The organism is Pseudomonas sp. AP3_22 TE3818 (assembly GCF_053628995.1).
On sequence record NZ_JBRJHL010000001.1, the window covers coordinates 2,906,838 to 2,919,613 of the forward strand.

At 59.6% G+C, this 12,776-nt stretch carries 13 protein-coding genes; 1 reads left to right on the forward strand and 12 read right to left on the reverse strand.

The features are described 5' to 3' along the window. Nucleotides 1–105 precede the first annotated feature (105 nt). Nucleotides 106–735: a TetR/AcrR family transcriptional regulator gene (locus AB7M25_RS13120; protein ID WP_429384496.1), complete on the forward strand. Its 630-nt coding sequence runs from the start codon at nt 106–108 to the stop codon at nt 733–735. Between the two features lie 157 nt (nt 736–892). Here the strand turns inward: AB7M25_RS13120 and AB7M25_RS13125 are convergent, their stop codons facing one another. The 12 genes from AB7M25_RS13125 to AB7M25_RS13180 all read right to left on the reverse strand — a co-directional run bounded on the left by AB7M25_RS13125 (nt 893) and on the right by AB7M25_RS13180 (nt 12,766). Then, complete coding sequence (locus tag AB7M25_RS13125) at nt 893–1,801, reverse strand: MurR/RpiR family transcriptional regulator (RefSeq protein ID WP_454237416.1); 909 nt, start codon at nt 1,799–1,801, stop codon at nt 893–895. Nucleotides 1,802–1,924: 123 nt separating this feature from the next. Next, complete coding sequence (locus AB7M25_RS13130) at nt 1,925–2,689, reverse strand: ABC transporter ATP-binding protein (protein ID WP_454237417.1); 765 nt, start codon at nt 2,687–2,689, stop codon at nt 1,925–1,927. Nucleotides 2,690–2,707: 18 nt separating this feature from the next. Next, on the reverse strand, nt 2,708–3,820 hold the full coding sequence (locus AB7M25_RS13135; RefSeq protein WP_429393039.1) for a succinylglutamate desuccinylase/aspartoacylase family protein: 1,113 nt from the start codon (nt 3,818–3,820) through the stop codon (nt 2,708–2,710). Between the two features lie 9 nt (nt 3,821–3,829). Further along, entirely contained in the window at nt 3,830–4,528 is a 699-nt protein-coding gene (locus tag AB7M25_RS13140) for an ABC transporter permease (RefSeq protein ID WP_015094766.1), read from the reverse strand. 12 nt (nt 4,529–4,540) lie between these two features. Further along, a complete protein-coding gene (locus tag AB7M25_RS13145) occupies nt 4,541–5,230 on the reverse strand; it encodes an ABC transporter permease (protein WP_429384486.1) in 690 nt (229 codons plus the stop codon). A gap of 118 nt (nt 5,231–5,348) precedes the next feature. Next, entirely contained in the window at nt 5,349–6,125 is a 777-nt protein-coding gene (locus tag AB7M25_RS13150; RefSeq protein WP_104448456.1) for an ABC transporter substrate-binding protein, read from the reverse strand. Between the two features lie 891 nt (nt 6,126–7,016). Beyond that, a complete protein-coding gene (locus AB7M25_RS13155) occupies nt 7,017–7,859 on the reverse strand; it encodes an IS3 family transposase (protein WP_429561740.1) in 843 nt (280 codons plus the stop codon). Continuing rightward, nucleotides 7,856–8,164, reverse strand: a complete 309-nt coding sequence (locus tag AB7M25_RS13160) for a transposase (RefSeq protein ID WP_007981026.1) — start codon at nt 8,162–8,164, stop codon at nt 7,856–7,858. Before AB7M25_RS13160 ends, AB7M25_RS13155 begins: the two co-directional genes overlap by 4 nt. A 294-nt stretch (nt 8,165–8,458) precedes the next feature. After that, nucleotides 8,459–9,247, reverse strand: a complete 789-nt coding sequence (locus AB7M25_RS13165) for an SDR family oxidoreductase (RefSeq protein ID WP_454237418.1) — start codon at nt 9,245–9,247, stop codon at nt 8,459–8,461. After that, nucleotides 9,244–10,791, reverse strand: coding sequence for an amino acid ABC transporter permease/ATP-binding protein (locus AB7M25_RS13170; RefSeq protein WP_429384480.1), 1,548 nt, complete (start codon nt 10,789–10,791; stop codon nt 9,244–9,246). The genes AB7M25_RS13165 and AB7M25_RS13170 overlap by 4 nt, the downstream gene beginning before the upstream one ends. Nucleotides 10,792–10,855: 64 nt before the next feature. Then, nucleotides 10,856–11,650 (reverse strand): ABC transporter substrate-binding protein, encoded by a 795-nt coding sequence (locus AB7M25_RS13175; RefSeq protein WP_007978291.1) that lies wholly within the window; start codon nt 11,648–11,650, stop codon nt 10,856–10,858. Between the two features lie 45 nt (nt 11,651–11,695). Further along, nucleotides 11,696–12,766 (reverse strand): isopenicillin N synthase family dioxygenase, encoded by a 1,071-nt coding sequence (locus tag AB7M25_RS13180; RefSeq protein ID WP_429384477.1) that lies wholly within the window; start codon nt 12,764–12,766, stop codon nt 11,696–11,698. Nucleotides 12,767–12,776: the final 10 nt, after the last annotated feature.

Consider the following 12,776-nt stretch of genomic DNA (forward strand, 5'->3'; position numbering starts at 1 on the left):
GATGGGCTCCGTCTGTGGATGAAGGGAGATTGGCTTGCACTTTTAAGATACTTTGAAGTACCATAATTCAAGAATTAGAATACTGTCAAGTACTGGAATTTTTTTATGAGCGAAAACAGTCAGGGCCGGCGCGGCCGGCCCGCCAACGAGGCGCTTGGCCAAACAATAGTCGACGCCGCGTGCGAACTTTTTGTGGAATTGGGTTTTCAAGCGACGACCATGGACAAGGTCGCCCAGCGGGCGAAGATATCCAAGCTAAGCATCTATCGGCACTTCGAGAACAAGGAGGCGCTGTTCAGCGCGGCCATCGCGGCCCACTGCCAGCAGTTTGCACCACAGGCTCTTTTTGAAGGCTTCGACGGTTCGGCCGAAGATCAGCTCATGGCGGTGGGATCAACCCTGCTTCGCACGCTGTTGAGCCCGGATGTGCGGAGTGTCGAAGCCATGATCATGGCCGACAAGACGAATCAAAAGTCGTTAAGCAAGCGCCAATACGAAGCCGGCCCCGCCTATGTCATCGCCCAAATCGAGGCCCTGTTGCGTCAGTTGCACGCGAAGGCGGTTCTGAACGTGCCCGATCCTCTCCAGTCCGCCCGCTTGTTTGCCGCGCTTTTCAAAGGATCCGATCTCCTGATTATCGCGCGCTTCGATGAGGCGAGAGCAGAGGACGACAACGAAATCGAATCCTATTGCCGGTCGGCCGTCGCCATGTTCATCGCCGCGCACGGTCTTTAGTGGATGATTTGAACGCCTGATGTTGCTCGATAGCTAGCCATTACAAATGGCAGCTTTTGGCCGTTTTCTACCGGTCGCGAGACGCAGAAAACCACTGTGGATTCAACCCATGGCTGTCAGTGACGGCCCAGGTCTGCAAGGCAAATCCACAACGTAATCACTTCTTCGCAGGTTTACCGCTGGCTGGAATGTGCAGGTACGACATCACGCTTTCAGTCAGTTCGGTTGCCAGTTTGACCGCTTCCTTATTACGCGCCATCACACCGGCCACCAGGCCTTCGATCAGGGCCAGCACGGCGATGTTGGAGCTGGTCAGCACCGGGTGGTCGCAAGGGGCAAACAGCGTGTGCTCGGCAATGCCGGTGAGCGGTGAGGCCGGTGAGTCGGTGATTGCCAGCACGGAGGCGCCGCGTTCGTTGGCGAAGCGTGCCAGTTGCAGGGTGTCGAGTGAGTAGCGTGGCAGGGAGATCGCCAGCAACACGTCCTGATCGGTGATCGCGGCCAGGCGGTACGCGGCATTTTCGTTGCCTCCCTCCATGCTGATGGCCGTGGCTTCGGCACAGAAGGGCATCAGGGTCGATGCGGCGAGGCCGGCGAAGTAAACACTGTTGCCGAACCCCAGGATGTAGATTTTGCGTGCCGTGGTCAGACGAGTGACGAAGGCTTCAAAGGTGTCGGCGTGGTTGTTGGCCACCGCCGTGGCCAGGTTGCTGCTGGCGCTCTGCAGTTGCTCATGCAGGCCAAACGCGCCGCCCGGGCGATGGGCCAGTTCGTTGCGCAGTTTGTCCACCGGCGAGACCATCTGCTGCAAGGTTGCGACCAGTTCGGCCTTCATGCCGCTGTAGCCACCGAGGTCCAGCGCTTTGGCCAGGCGGTTGACGGCGGCGGGCGAGGTCAATGTTTCGTGAGCCATCTCCTCGATGGTCAGCGTCGCAGCCTTGAGCGGATGGCGCAGGATGAAGTCCGCCACCTTGCGCAGTGACGGTGGCAGTTCGGAAACGATTTCCGTCAGTTTGCGCATGACCGGCGCGGCATAGACGGTGGTGTCTTTCGATGGGGTTGGCATATCCGGCTCAACGTTTCCTGAAGGTGAGAGAAGGGCTGTGCCTGATGCCCTGACAGGTTTGGCCGGAGTGTATCCCAAGCCTGCCTGGTCAGGGCAGCGCCGAGCAGAGGGCGGGTGGTGGTCTTACTTCAGGCTCCCGGCCAGAAACTGGCGCAGGCGTTCGGACTGCGGGTTGACCAGCACCTCACGCGGGTCGCCGCGCTCTTCGACAACACCCTTGTGCAGGAACACCAGTTGGTTGGAAACCTCGCGGGCAAAGCCCATTTCGTGAGTCACCACCACCATGGTGCGGCCTTCCTGTGCCAGATCCTGCATGACTTTGAGCACTTCGCCGACCAGTTCGGGGTCGAGGGCCGACGTCGGCTCATCGAACAGCATCACTTGCGGTTCCATCGCCAGTGCGCGGGCAATCGCCACGCGCTGCTGCTCGCCACCGGACATGTGCGCTGGCCAGGCGTGCATGCGGTGCGCCACACCGACTTTGTCCAGGTAGTGCTCGGCCTTTTCCCGTGCCTCTTTCTTGCCTTGGCCCAGCACATGCACCGGGGCTTCCATGACGTTTTCCAGAGCGCTCATGTGCGACCAGAGGTTGAAGTGTTGAAACACCATCGACAGCTGCGAACGCATGCGCTGCAACTGCCTGGGTTCGGCCGCTTTCAGCCCGCCAAGTTTGTTGGCCACCAGCTTGAGCGGTTCGCCATTGAGCACGATATCGCCCGCATTGGGTTGCTCCAGCAGGTTGATGCAGCGCAGGAAGGTACTCTTGCCGGAGCCGCTGGAGCCGATGATGCTGATCACGTCGCCGGCCTGCGCTTGCAGGGACACGCCCTTGAGTACCTGGTGTGCGCCGTAGCTTTTATGCAGGTCCTGAACTTCAAGTTTGTACATGGTTTGAACTCTCTGGAATCAGTCGCTGAGCAAGCGACCCTGGCGAATGGGGGTGACGCCTGCCACTTTGGCCAGCCACAACCCAGGCTGGGCAAAACGCAGGCGTTCGCGGGCATAGAGAATGCCGTCGGTGCTGGCGCTTACCACGCTATGGCGGTCGGTCAGCGGGTCGATGACCTCGAACAGCGGATCGCCGACCTTGACCTGGGCGCCCAGCGGTTGCAGAAAACTCACCACGCCGGGATGGGGCGCACAGGCGTACTGGGCGCCGGCGAATGGCATGGCCTGGCAACGGCTCGGTGGTGCCGCTGGCCAGTCACCGCTGATCAGGCCCTGTTCGGCGAGATAGCCGAGAATGGCTTGGGCGCTGTCGACGCATTGTTCGCGCCCGGTGTCAGCCATGCCGCGCAATTCGATGGTGGTGGCTGCGCACGCCAGGGGAATATCGGCTTCGGGAAACCGCTCGGCCAGGCGCAGCCAGGCAATGGCGCAGGCTTCGTCGAAGGCACTGCCGCCGGCACCTTCGGCCAGCAACGTGACTTGCGCGCCGAGGCGCGCGGCCAGGGACTGCAAGCGTGGCCAGTGTTGCGGCATCGCATACAGCAACATGATCGATTCGAAGTCGCAGTGCAGGTCCAGCACCACATCGGCGTCACAGGCATGCTGCAGCAACAGGCGGCGCAGGCCGTCGAGTTCCGAGGCCGGTGCCGGCATGGCTGCGAGGGCATCGCCCATGGCGCGGCGGATCAGGGCGATGTTGGCGTCGGCATCGTCTGTCAATTTGCCTTCCAGCAGCGGTGCAACGGCATCGACCAACTCCGGGAAGTCGCGATTGAAGTTCTTGCCGCTGGAGAACTCAAAGCGCCCCTGATGGGTGGCCTGGAACATCTGGGCGATACCGATCGGGTTGGCCATGGGCACCAACTCGATCACCCCGGTCAGGCGGCCTTGAGTCTCCAGTTCCAGCAGACGGCGCTTGAGTTCCACGGCGACGCGCATCCCCGGCAACTCGTCGGCATGCAATGACGCCTGTATGTAGGCTTTGCGTGGTCCACTGCCAAAGCGGAACAGCGACAGCGTGCGTTCGGTGCCCGAGGCACTCCACGGCAACAGGTATTGAATGTGCTCCATGTCAGCTCCTTAGTGCTTGCGCGGTGCCTGATACGCCAGCCAGCGGCGCTCGGCCAGCTTGAACAGACGCACCAGAATGAAGGTCAGGGCGAGGTAGATGAGGCCGGCGGTGATAAACGCCTCGAACGGCAGGTAGAACCGTGAGCTGACAGTCCGCGCCGCCCCGGTGATGTCGACGAGGGTGACGATGGAGGCCAGGCTGGTGGTTTGCAGCATCATCAGCACTTCGTTGCTGTACTGCGGCAGTGCCCGGCGCAAGGCCGACGGCATGAGAATGCGCCGGTACAGGGTCAGGCGGGACATGCCCATGGCCCTGGCGGCTTCGATCTCGCCATGGTTGGTGGATTTCAGGCTACCGGCCAGCAGCTCTGCGCTGTAGGCACTGGTGTTGATCGCGAAGGCCAGGCAGGCGCAAAAGGTGGCGCTGGAAAGGTACGGCCAGAGCACGCTTTGGCGCACCGCTTCGAACTGCGCCAGGCCGTAATAGATCAGGAACAACTGCACCAGCATCGGCGTGCCGCGAATCACGTAGGTATAGAGCCAGGCCGGGAAGTTGATCAGCGGCGATCGCGATACCCGCATCAGCGCCAGCGGAATCGCCAACACCAGACCCAGAGCCAGGGAAATGAGCAGGACTTTGAGGGTCAACAAGGCGCCGTTGAAGTACAGCGGCAGGTTTTCCCAGATCAGGTTGTAGTCGAGAATCATGGGTGGCTCCCCTCACAATTCGGCGGCTTTGATGCCGACCGAATAGTGTTTTTCCAGATAGCGCAGCACCAGCAAGGACAGGCTGGTGAGCATCAGGTACAGCGCCGCCACCGCGAGGAAAAACGTGAAGGGCTCGTGTGTGGCATCCGCTGCGTTCTTGGCTTTGAACATCATGTCCTGCAAGCCGATCACCGAGATCAGCGCGGTGGATTTGGTCAGTACCAACCAGTTGTTGGTGAACCCGGGAATGGCGAAACGAATCATCTGCGGTACCAGGATTCGCCAGAACACCTGCGCACCGCCCATGCCATAGGCCACGCCGGCCTCGGCCTGGCCTTTGGGGATCGCCATGAAGGCGCCGCGAAAGGTTTCCGAGAGGTAGGCGCCAAAAATGAAGCCCATGGTGCAGACGCCGGCGATATAGGGGTTGATATCGATATAGCGGGTGTAACCGAGCGCCAGGGCGAGGCGGTTCACCAGGTCCTGGCCGCCGTAGAAGATCAGCAGGATCAGCACCAGGTCTGGAATGCCGCGAATCAGGGTGGTGTAGCTTTCTCCGAGCATGGCCAGCCATTTGAGCGGTGACAGGCGAAAGGCCGCACCGATCAGGCCCAGGGCAATCGCCAGGGACATGGAGGTCAAGGCCAGGTTGATGGTCAGCCAGGCGCCATCGAGAATGCTCGATCCGTAGCCGTGGAGCATGATGAAGTTCCTCAAGCGAGCGCCGCGAGGCGCGCAGGACAAACCCCGGTAGACGCCTGCAGGGGCCGGCGCCGGGGTCAGGTTTCAGGTTTCAGGTTTCAGGTTTCAGGGCACAGGCTTACTCGCCGTAGATATCGAACGCGAAGTACCTGGCCATCACTTGCTGGTACTTGCCGTTGGCGCGAATGGCGTCGATCGCGGCACTCAGGCGCGCAACGTTGGCACTGTCGCCTTTGCGCACGGCGATCCCGGCGCCCCGGCCAAAATATTTCGGGTCGTTGATGTCGGGCCCGGTCAATGCGAAACCCTGGCCCGCCGGTGTCTTGATGAAGCTTTCGTCGGTGTTGACGATGTCGGCGAGGGTGGCGTCCAGACGACCCGAGGCGAGGTCGAGGAAGGCTTCATTCTGCGAGGAGTAGCGCACCACGACGACGCCGGCTTTTTCCAGTTGCTCGGTGGCAAAACGATCGTAGGTCGAGGCGCGTTGCACGCCAAGTTTCTTGCCCTTGAGGTCGACCAGAGGGTCGTTGATCACGTTGCCGGCCTTCATCGCGAACTTGCCCGGCGTGTGGTAGTACTTTTTGCTGAAGTCCACGGATTTCATCCGGTCTTCGGTGATGGACATCGACGACAGCACGGCATCGATCTTGCGCACTTTGAGCGACGGGATCATGCCGTCGAACTCCTGAATGACCCACTCGCACTTGACCTTCATTTCTTCGCACAAGGCGTTGCCGATGTCGTAGTCGAACCCGCTGACGTTGCCCTCCGGTGTCTTGAAGGAAAAGGGCGGGTAGGCGGCTTCGATACCGATACGCAGGCTGTCTTCGTCGGCGTGTGCCAGAAAGCTGAAAGCGCATAGCGCCAGAGCACCTAGAAGTTCTGTCTTGTTCATATTGTTGACTCCCTGGAGGGCATTGGGGGGAACGGTTGCCCGCCATCCGGGTTGGCGCGGTGGATCAGTCCTGTGATCGGCGAGGCTATAAATGACACAATAAAAATCTATATGCAAGATTACTGAAAAAAAACATATCAGTTTCGGTCGTGACTGTAGGAGCCAGCTTGCTGGCGATGGACTCCAGTGCGCCGCGTTTAACCGGTTCACCCGCGTTATCGTTAACGACCATCGCTGGCAAGCCAGCTCCTACAAGGGGTGTGCCCACGCTGAAACTGTAGGAGCCAGCTTGCTGGCGATGGACTTCAGTGCGCCGCGTTTAACCGGTTCACACGCGTTATCGTTAACGACCATCGCTGGCAGGCCAGCTCCTACAAGGGGTGTGCCCACACTGAAATTGTAGGAGCCAGCTTGCTGGCGATGGACTTCAGTGCGCCGCGTTTAACCGGTTCACACGCGTTATCGTTAACGACCATCGCTGGCAAGCCAGCTCCTACAAGGGGTGTGTCCACACTGAAACTGTAGGAGCCAGCCTGCTGGCGATGGACTTCAGTGCGCCGCGTTTAACCGGTTCACACGCGTTATCGTTAACGACCATCGCTGGCAGGCCAGCTCCTACAAGGGGTGGGCTCACACTGAAACTGTAGGAGCCAGCCTGCTGGCGATGGACTTCAGTGCGCCGCGTTTATCCAGATCACACGCGTTATCGTTAACGACCATCGCTGGCAAGCCAGCTCCTACAAGGGGTGGGCTCACACTGAAACTGTAGGAGCCAGCCTGCTGGCGATGGACTTCAGTGCGCCGCGTTTAACCGGTTCACACGCGTTATCGTTAACGACCATCGCTGGCAGGCTGTTCTGGTCAAGTTTTGCCGGACACCATTTACGGTGATCAAGCCGCCTGCTGCTCCATGGCTATCGGCGACAGGTATTTGTTGTAGCTATGGAGCCTAATTCGGTTGTATCGCATGAAGAAGCTGGTCATATCTCGCCTGGCTTCTTCAATTTCCTTGTAGCCCTTGGTGGGTACCCACTCTGACTTGAGTGTCCCAAAGAATCGCTCCGTTGGAGCGTTGTCCCAGCATTGCCCTCTGCGGCTCATGCTTTGCGTTATCCCGTGCTCAAGCAGCTCGGACTGGAAGCGCTGGCTGGTGTATTGGCAGCCTTGATCTGAATGAAACATCAAGCCCGTATGCTTGCCTCGAACCCCCACCGCCATTCTCAACGCCCTGCTAACCAGGTTGGCGTCATTGATCAGAGAAAACGCCCAACCAACGATCCGGCGGGCGAACAGATCAATCACGACTGCCAGGTGGTACCAGCGCTTTGCGACCAACAAGCTGGTAACGTCGCCGCACCAGACCTGGTTTATTGAGGTCGGCTCGAAGTTGCGCTCGAGCAGGTTCTTGACCACAAAAGCTTCGACGCCTCTGGAGCGATACTGATGCCTGCGGCGCTGTCGGCTGGCCAGATTTGCCTCCTCCATGAGTTTTCCGGCCAGATACCGTCCTACCTTGAGCTGCTGGGCCTTCAAATGCTCAGAGAGCATTCTCGCGCCTACGCTTCCCCGGCTTTCAATATGCAATTGCACGACTTTGGCTCTGAGCACGTCACGCTTGGTATTCGGCGCTGAACGGCGGCGAAGCCAGTCGTAAAACGCGCTACGGGATACGTTCAGCGCACTGCAAAGCAGGCTAGTCGGATACGAGCCTGACTCCCTCAGCTCCTCGATCAGGAAAAACGATCGGGATCCGACATCAAGAGAGCCGTAGCCTTTTTTAAGATTTCAGCCTCGGTCTCCAGACGCTTGACCTTGGCTCGCAGCTGTTGGAGCTCTCGCTGTTCGTCGCTGATGGCCTTGGTACCGGCTAGTGGCTGGCCTTTCTGACGCTCTTTGCGAACCTGATCAACCCAGCGGCGCAGAGCCGTAGGGCCGACATCCATCGACGCACAGACATCAGTAATTGAGCAGTTGTCATCAAGAACCATGCTCGCAGCACGTTGCTTGAACTCGCGGGTGTAGGTCTTTCGTTCTTGCATGGAACCTCCTGATTGGACGAATCATATCGCCCTTAAGAGGTGTCCGGGATCATTAGGCCAGTTCAGGCCAGCTCCTACAGGGGACCGCGTTTATCCGGTTCGCACGCGTTATCGTTGAAGACCATCGCTGGCAAGCCAGCTCCCACAAGGGAACGTGCCCACGCAGAAAATGAAGTGACCTCCAAACCAGTGAAAGCACCAAAAAAAGATTGTTTGGGGGGAGGGGGGGTGTCGAGAGGGCGGGACGGATGGCGAAAGTCTCTGTGCCATCCGCTCCCGGGGTACCGGCGGTTATTACTGGCTGGAGCGAACGGCCCCTCCGTCAATCAACAGGTTCTGCCCGGTCAGGTAGCCTGCATGGCTGCTGCAGACGAAGGCACACAGCGCACCAAACTCCTCGGGTGAGCCGAAGCGTTTGGCAGGAATTTCGCGACGGCATTCGTCAAGGAATGCCTCACTGTCTTGCCCCATTTCGTGGGCAGCGGCGACCAGGTTGTCGCGCAGTCGATCGGTGTCGAACGAGCCCGGTTGCAGGTTGTTGATCGTCACATTGCGGCTGGCAATGTTTTCTTGCCGGGCCAGCCCCGCAATGAACCCCGTCAGACCACTGCGCGCGCCGTTGGACAGGCCCAGGCTTTCGATCGGGGACTTCACGGCGCTCGAGGTGATGTTGATGATCCGGCCAAATCCCCGTGCCGCCATGCCGTCTACGTTGGCCTTGATCAGCTCGATAGGGGTCAGCATGTTGGCATCCAGCGCCTTGAGCCAGGCGTCGCGATTCCATTCGCGGAAATCCCCGGGAGGAGGGCCGCCGGCGTTGTTGATCAGGATATCGAAATGCTCATGGGCCTTGAGCGCTGCTGCCCGACCCTCGGGCGTGGAAATGTCTCCAGCCACGGCGATGACCGTCACTTCAGGATTGATCGCCCTGAGCTGACGGGCTGTTTCATTCAGTGTGTCCTCGCCCCGTGCGGTGATCACCACGTTCACGCCTTCGGTGACGAGTGCCTGTGCGCAGGCCTTACCCAGGCCTTTACTGGCGGCACACACCAGCGCCCAACGTCCTGCAATGCCAAGATTCATGCGTGATCCACCACTGTAGACAGGTTTGGCGATCGGGCACCGATGCCCATGAAGCGCCGTACCCTCTCACCTTCAGCTTCGCAGCGAATGGTTTCAGGGGCGGCATCGAGTTGAATATTGCCGTTCTCCATGAAGATCACCCGATCGGAGATCGACATGGCAAAGTCCATTTCGTGGGTCACGATCAGCATGGTCATGCCTTCCCTGGCCAGGTCGCGAATCACGTTGAGCACGTCGTTGACCAGTTCCGGATCGAGGGCCGAGGTCGGCTCGTCGAACAGCATGATCTGCGGCTCCATGGCCAGGGCCCGGGCGATCGCCACGCGCTGTTGCTGGCCGCCGGAGAGCTGGTGCGGGTACTTGTGGGCATGGGCCAGCAGGCCGACCTTGTCCAGCAGCGCATAGGCGCGATGCTCGCTCAGCTCGCCCGGCTGGCCGTGGTACCGCGGTGCCAGGGTGATGTTGTCGAGGATGGTGCGGTGCGGGAACAGGTTGAAGTTCTGGAACACCATGCCGATGTGCCGCACGCCTTTGCGCAGGCGCGAGCCGTTGGGTTTGTCCGAGGCTTCGATGAACGTTTCGCCGAACAACTTGATGTCGCCGGTATCGATGCTTTCCAGGCCGTTGACGGTGCGGATCAGCGACGTCTTGCCGGAACCGGATGGGCCGATGATCGAGACCACCTGGCCGTAATCGACATTCAGGTCGATACCCAGCAGCACCTTGTGGGTGCCATAGCTCTTCTGGATGTTGTTCAGTTGCAGGATCGGCGTGGTGTTGTTGCCCGCGGTTTTGCGCGCAATGTCCGGCAAGGCTTCGGCGCTGGCCTTGAACCTGGCAATAGTGGCGGCGTCGAGCGTGTGCGGCTTGCGGAAGTTGAGGTCCAGGTAGCGCTCCAGGCGCTGCAGGAAATAGCCGAATACGGTGACGATCAACACGTAGTAGACACCCACCGCCGCCAGGGTTTCCATGACCAGGAAGTTGGTGGCATAGAGGCGTTGGCCGACCGTGAGGATTTCGGTCAGGGAGATGACCGAGACCAGCGAAGTCAGCTTGACCACTGTGATGTATTCATTGATCAGGGTGGGCAGCGAAATACGGAAAGCCTGGGGGATCACGATCAGGCGTTGCATGCCGAGCACGCCGACACCCAGCGCACGTCCGGCTTCCCTCTGGCCCTTGGCCACGGAAATCAGGCCGCCCCGATGGATCTCCGCCATGTACGCCGCTTCAGTGACCACCAGGGCCAGCAACCCTGCGTAGAAGGGGTTGGACAGAATCGGTCCGCTACCGGGAAACAACTGCGGCAGGTTGTAGACGAACACCACCAGCACCAGCAACGGGATGCTGCGGAAAAACCAGATGTAGACCGCTGCGGGAATGCGCAGCAAGGGCGATTGGGACAGCTTGGCCGTGGCCAGGACAAAACCCAGCAACATGCCGATGAACCAGGCCAGGGCACTGAGCTGGATGACCGTGACGCAGGCATTCCAGAAGTCCGGCAGGGAGAACAGGGAGAAGAAATACGACCAATCGAATTGCATGGGACACCTCGATCTGCCGCCCCCGCGCAGGGGCGGCAGATAACCAGACTACTAGGACAGGTTCTTAGTTGGCGGTCGGTTCTTCCAGGCCGTATTTCTTGAGGATTGCTGCGTATTCTCCGCTCTTTTTCGTTTCCTCGAAGGCCTTTTGCACGGCCTGGTAGGTTGCGTCGTTACCTTTCTTGACGAAGATGCCCAGGGTTTGCTGATAGATCGGGTGCTCGGTGGTGATCACGACCCGGCCATTGGTCTTTTCCGCGATCATCTTGGCAGCACCGGCGATTTCAACTTGGGCCTGGATGTTCTTGGACAGCAGGGCCTGGGTCACTTCGGGCGCCGAAGGGTACTCGCTGACGGTGATGGCGCCCTTGTTGTTCGGCACGCAGTATTCGTCGGACAGCTTCCTGAATTCCTTGACCCAGGTCGTGCCCTGTTCCAGGCCCAGCTTCAGGCCGCACAGGTCTTCAGGTTTTTTCGCGTTGATCTCGCTGCCCTGGGGCACCATGACCGCGGCGCCGGTGTTGGCATACGCAATGGTCTGCGCCTGGGTCTGGCGCTCCGGGGTGATGTACATGCCGGAAATGATCGCGTCGTACTTGCCGGAGTTCAGGCCCAGGATCAGGCTCGGGAACTTGGTGTCGACGAACTCCACCTTGGCGTTCATGTGCTTGGCCAGTGCCGTTGCCAGTTCGGGGTCCGAACCCACCACATTCTTGTCCTTGTCATAGGATTCGAAAGGAGGGTAGGTGATCTCCATGCCGACCTTGAACGTATCTGACGCGGCCATGCTCACCGAGGCACCGAACATGCCGGCTGCCAATACAGCCAGGCACAAGAGGTTCTTTTTATTGTTTTTCATTTTTACTGACTCCGGCGTAGGTAGGGGTTTAGCTGAAAACTTCAGTCAGGACGGTTGCGCCTGATTTTTCAAATGTCCGAAACTGGCGGGCTTGCGTGCCTTGCCTGGCAGTTGAACGTCCCCGTTGGCCACCCTCTGGCGCAGATATTGATAGGTCTGCAGCGCCTGGCCATACATGTGTTCGCCGATCGTGATCTCTTCGTAGTCGTTACCAGCCTGGGCGAAGCCGGGCAGCGGTTTGATCTGGGTGTGGTAGTCACAGGCATAAAACAGCGGGAAGGAATAACGCTCCTCCTTCACGCTGCGCACCCGGTGCGCAGTGGCAACGAATGCGCCTGCCGTCATCACCTCCAGCATGTCGCCGATGTTGACCACAAAGGCATCGGCAATCGGTGGTGCATCGATCCATTGGCCAAGATTGTTCATCACCTCAAGGCCGGGTTTGTCGGCCAGGAGGATGGTGAAGCACTCGTAATCAGTATGGGCGCCAAGACCCGGTGCGTCATGGGCGGCACCGTCGAACGGGTAGTGGATCAGGCGCAGCTTGGACGGCGGACGGGTGACCAGGCTGTCGAAATAGTTTTCTTCCAGGCCCAGGGTCAGGGCGAAGCCGCTGAACAGACGCCGGCCCAGGGCGAAGATCGCTTCATAGTAGGCCTGCACCGACGCCTTGAAACCTGGCAGCTGCGGCCAGTCGTTGGGCCCCAGCAAGGGGGTGTTGGCCAGCACCAGCGGGTCATCGGCCGGGACTTCGAAGCCGACGTCGAAGGCTTCCTTGTGGTCCGGCTTGCCCTTGGAATAGACCTCTTCGCCTTCGGGCACAAAACCCTTGTGGGTTTGCGAGGTGCCGATGTAGTGGCGCATCTTGGTGTCGAGGGGCTGGTCGAAAAAGTCCTTGGCCGCCTTGCGCAGGTTGGCGATCAGTTGCGGGTCGATACCGTGATTGGTGATATAGAGAAACCCGACTTCGCTGGCGGCGCGCCCCAATTGTTCGGCCACGGCCAGGCGGTGTTCCAGTTCAAAGCTGAACAGACCGGCGATGTTGATCACCGGGATGCTGTTGAAGTTGGCTTTGAGTGTGTCAGTGCTGGCGCTGTTGTTTTTATTGTCAGGCATGACGCATCGG

Coding starts and splice junctions, on each gene's coding strand:
- AB7M25_RS13135 (WP_429393039.1), bottom strand. CDS start 3,820: ATGGAGCACATTCAATACCTGTTGCCGTGGAGTGCCTCGGGCACCGAA.
- AB7M25_RS13180 (WP_429384477.1), bottom strand. CDS start 12,766: ATGCCTGACAATAAAAACAACAGCGCCAGCACTGACACACTCAAAGCC.
- AB7M25_RS13175 (WP_007978291.1), bottom strand. CDS start 11,650: ATGAAAAACAATAAAAAGAACCTCTTGTGCCTGGCTGTATTGGCAGCC.
- AB7M25_RS13120 (WP_429384496.1), top strand. CDS start 106: ATGAGCGAAAACAGTCAGGGCCGGCGCGGCCGGCCCGCCAACGAGGCG.
- AB7M25_RS13165 (WP_454237418.1), bottom strand. CDS start 9,247: ATGAATCTTGGCATTGCAGGACGTTGGGCGCTGGTGTGTGCCGCCAGT.
- AB7M25_RS13125 (WP_454237416.1), bottom strand. CDS start 1,801: ATGCCAACCCCATCGAAAGACACCACCGTCTATGCCGCGCCGGTCATG.
- AB7M25_RS13145 (WP_429384486.1), bottom strand. CDS start 5,230: ATGCTCCACGGCTACGGATCGAGCATTCTCGATGGCGCCTGGCTGACC.
- AB7M25_RS13170 (WP_429384480.1), bottom strand. CDS start 10,791: ATGCAATTCGATTGGTCGTATTTCTTCTCCCTGTTCTCCCTGCCGGAC.
- AB7M25_RS13160 (WP_007981026.1), bottom strand. CDS start 8,164: ATGCAAGAACGAAAGACCTACACCCGCGAGTTCAAGCAACGTGCTGCG.
- AB7M25_RS13140 (WP_015094766.1), bottom strand. CDS start 4,528: ATGATTCTCGACTACAACCTGATCTGGGAAAACCTGCCGCTGTACTTC.
- AB7M25_RS13150 (WP_104448456.1), bottom strand. CDS start 6,125: ATGAACAAGACAGAACTTCTAGGTGCTCTGGCGCTATGCGCTTTCAGC.
- AB7M25_RS13130 (WP_454237417.1), bottom strand. CDS start 2,689: ATGTACAAACTTGAAGTTCAGGACCTGCATAAAAGCTACGGCGCACAC.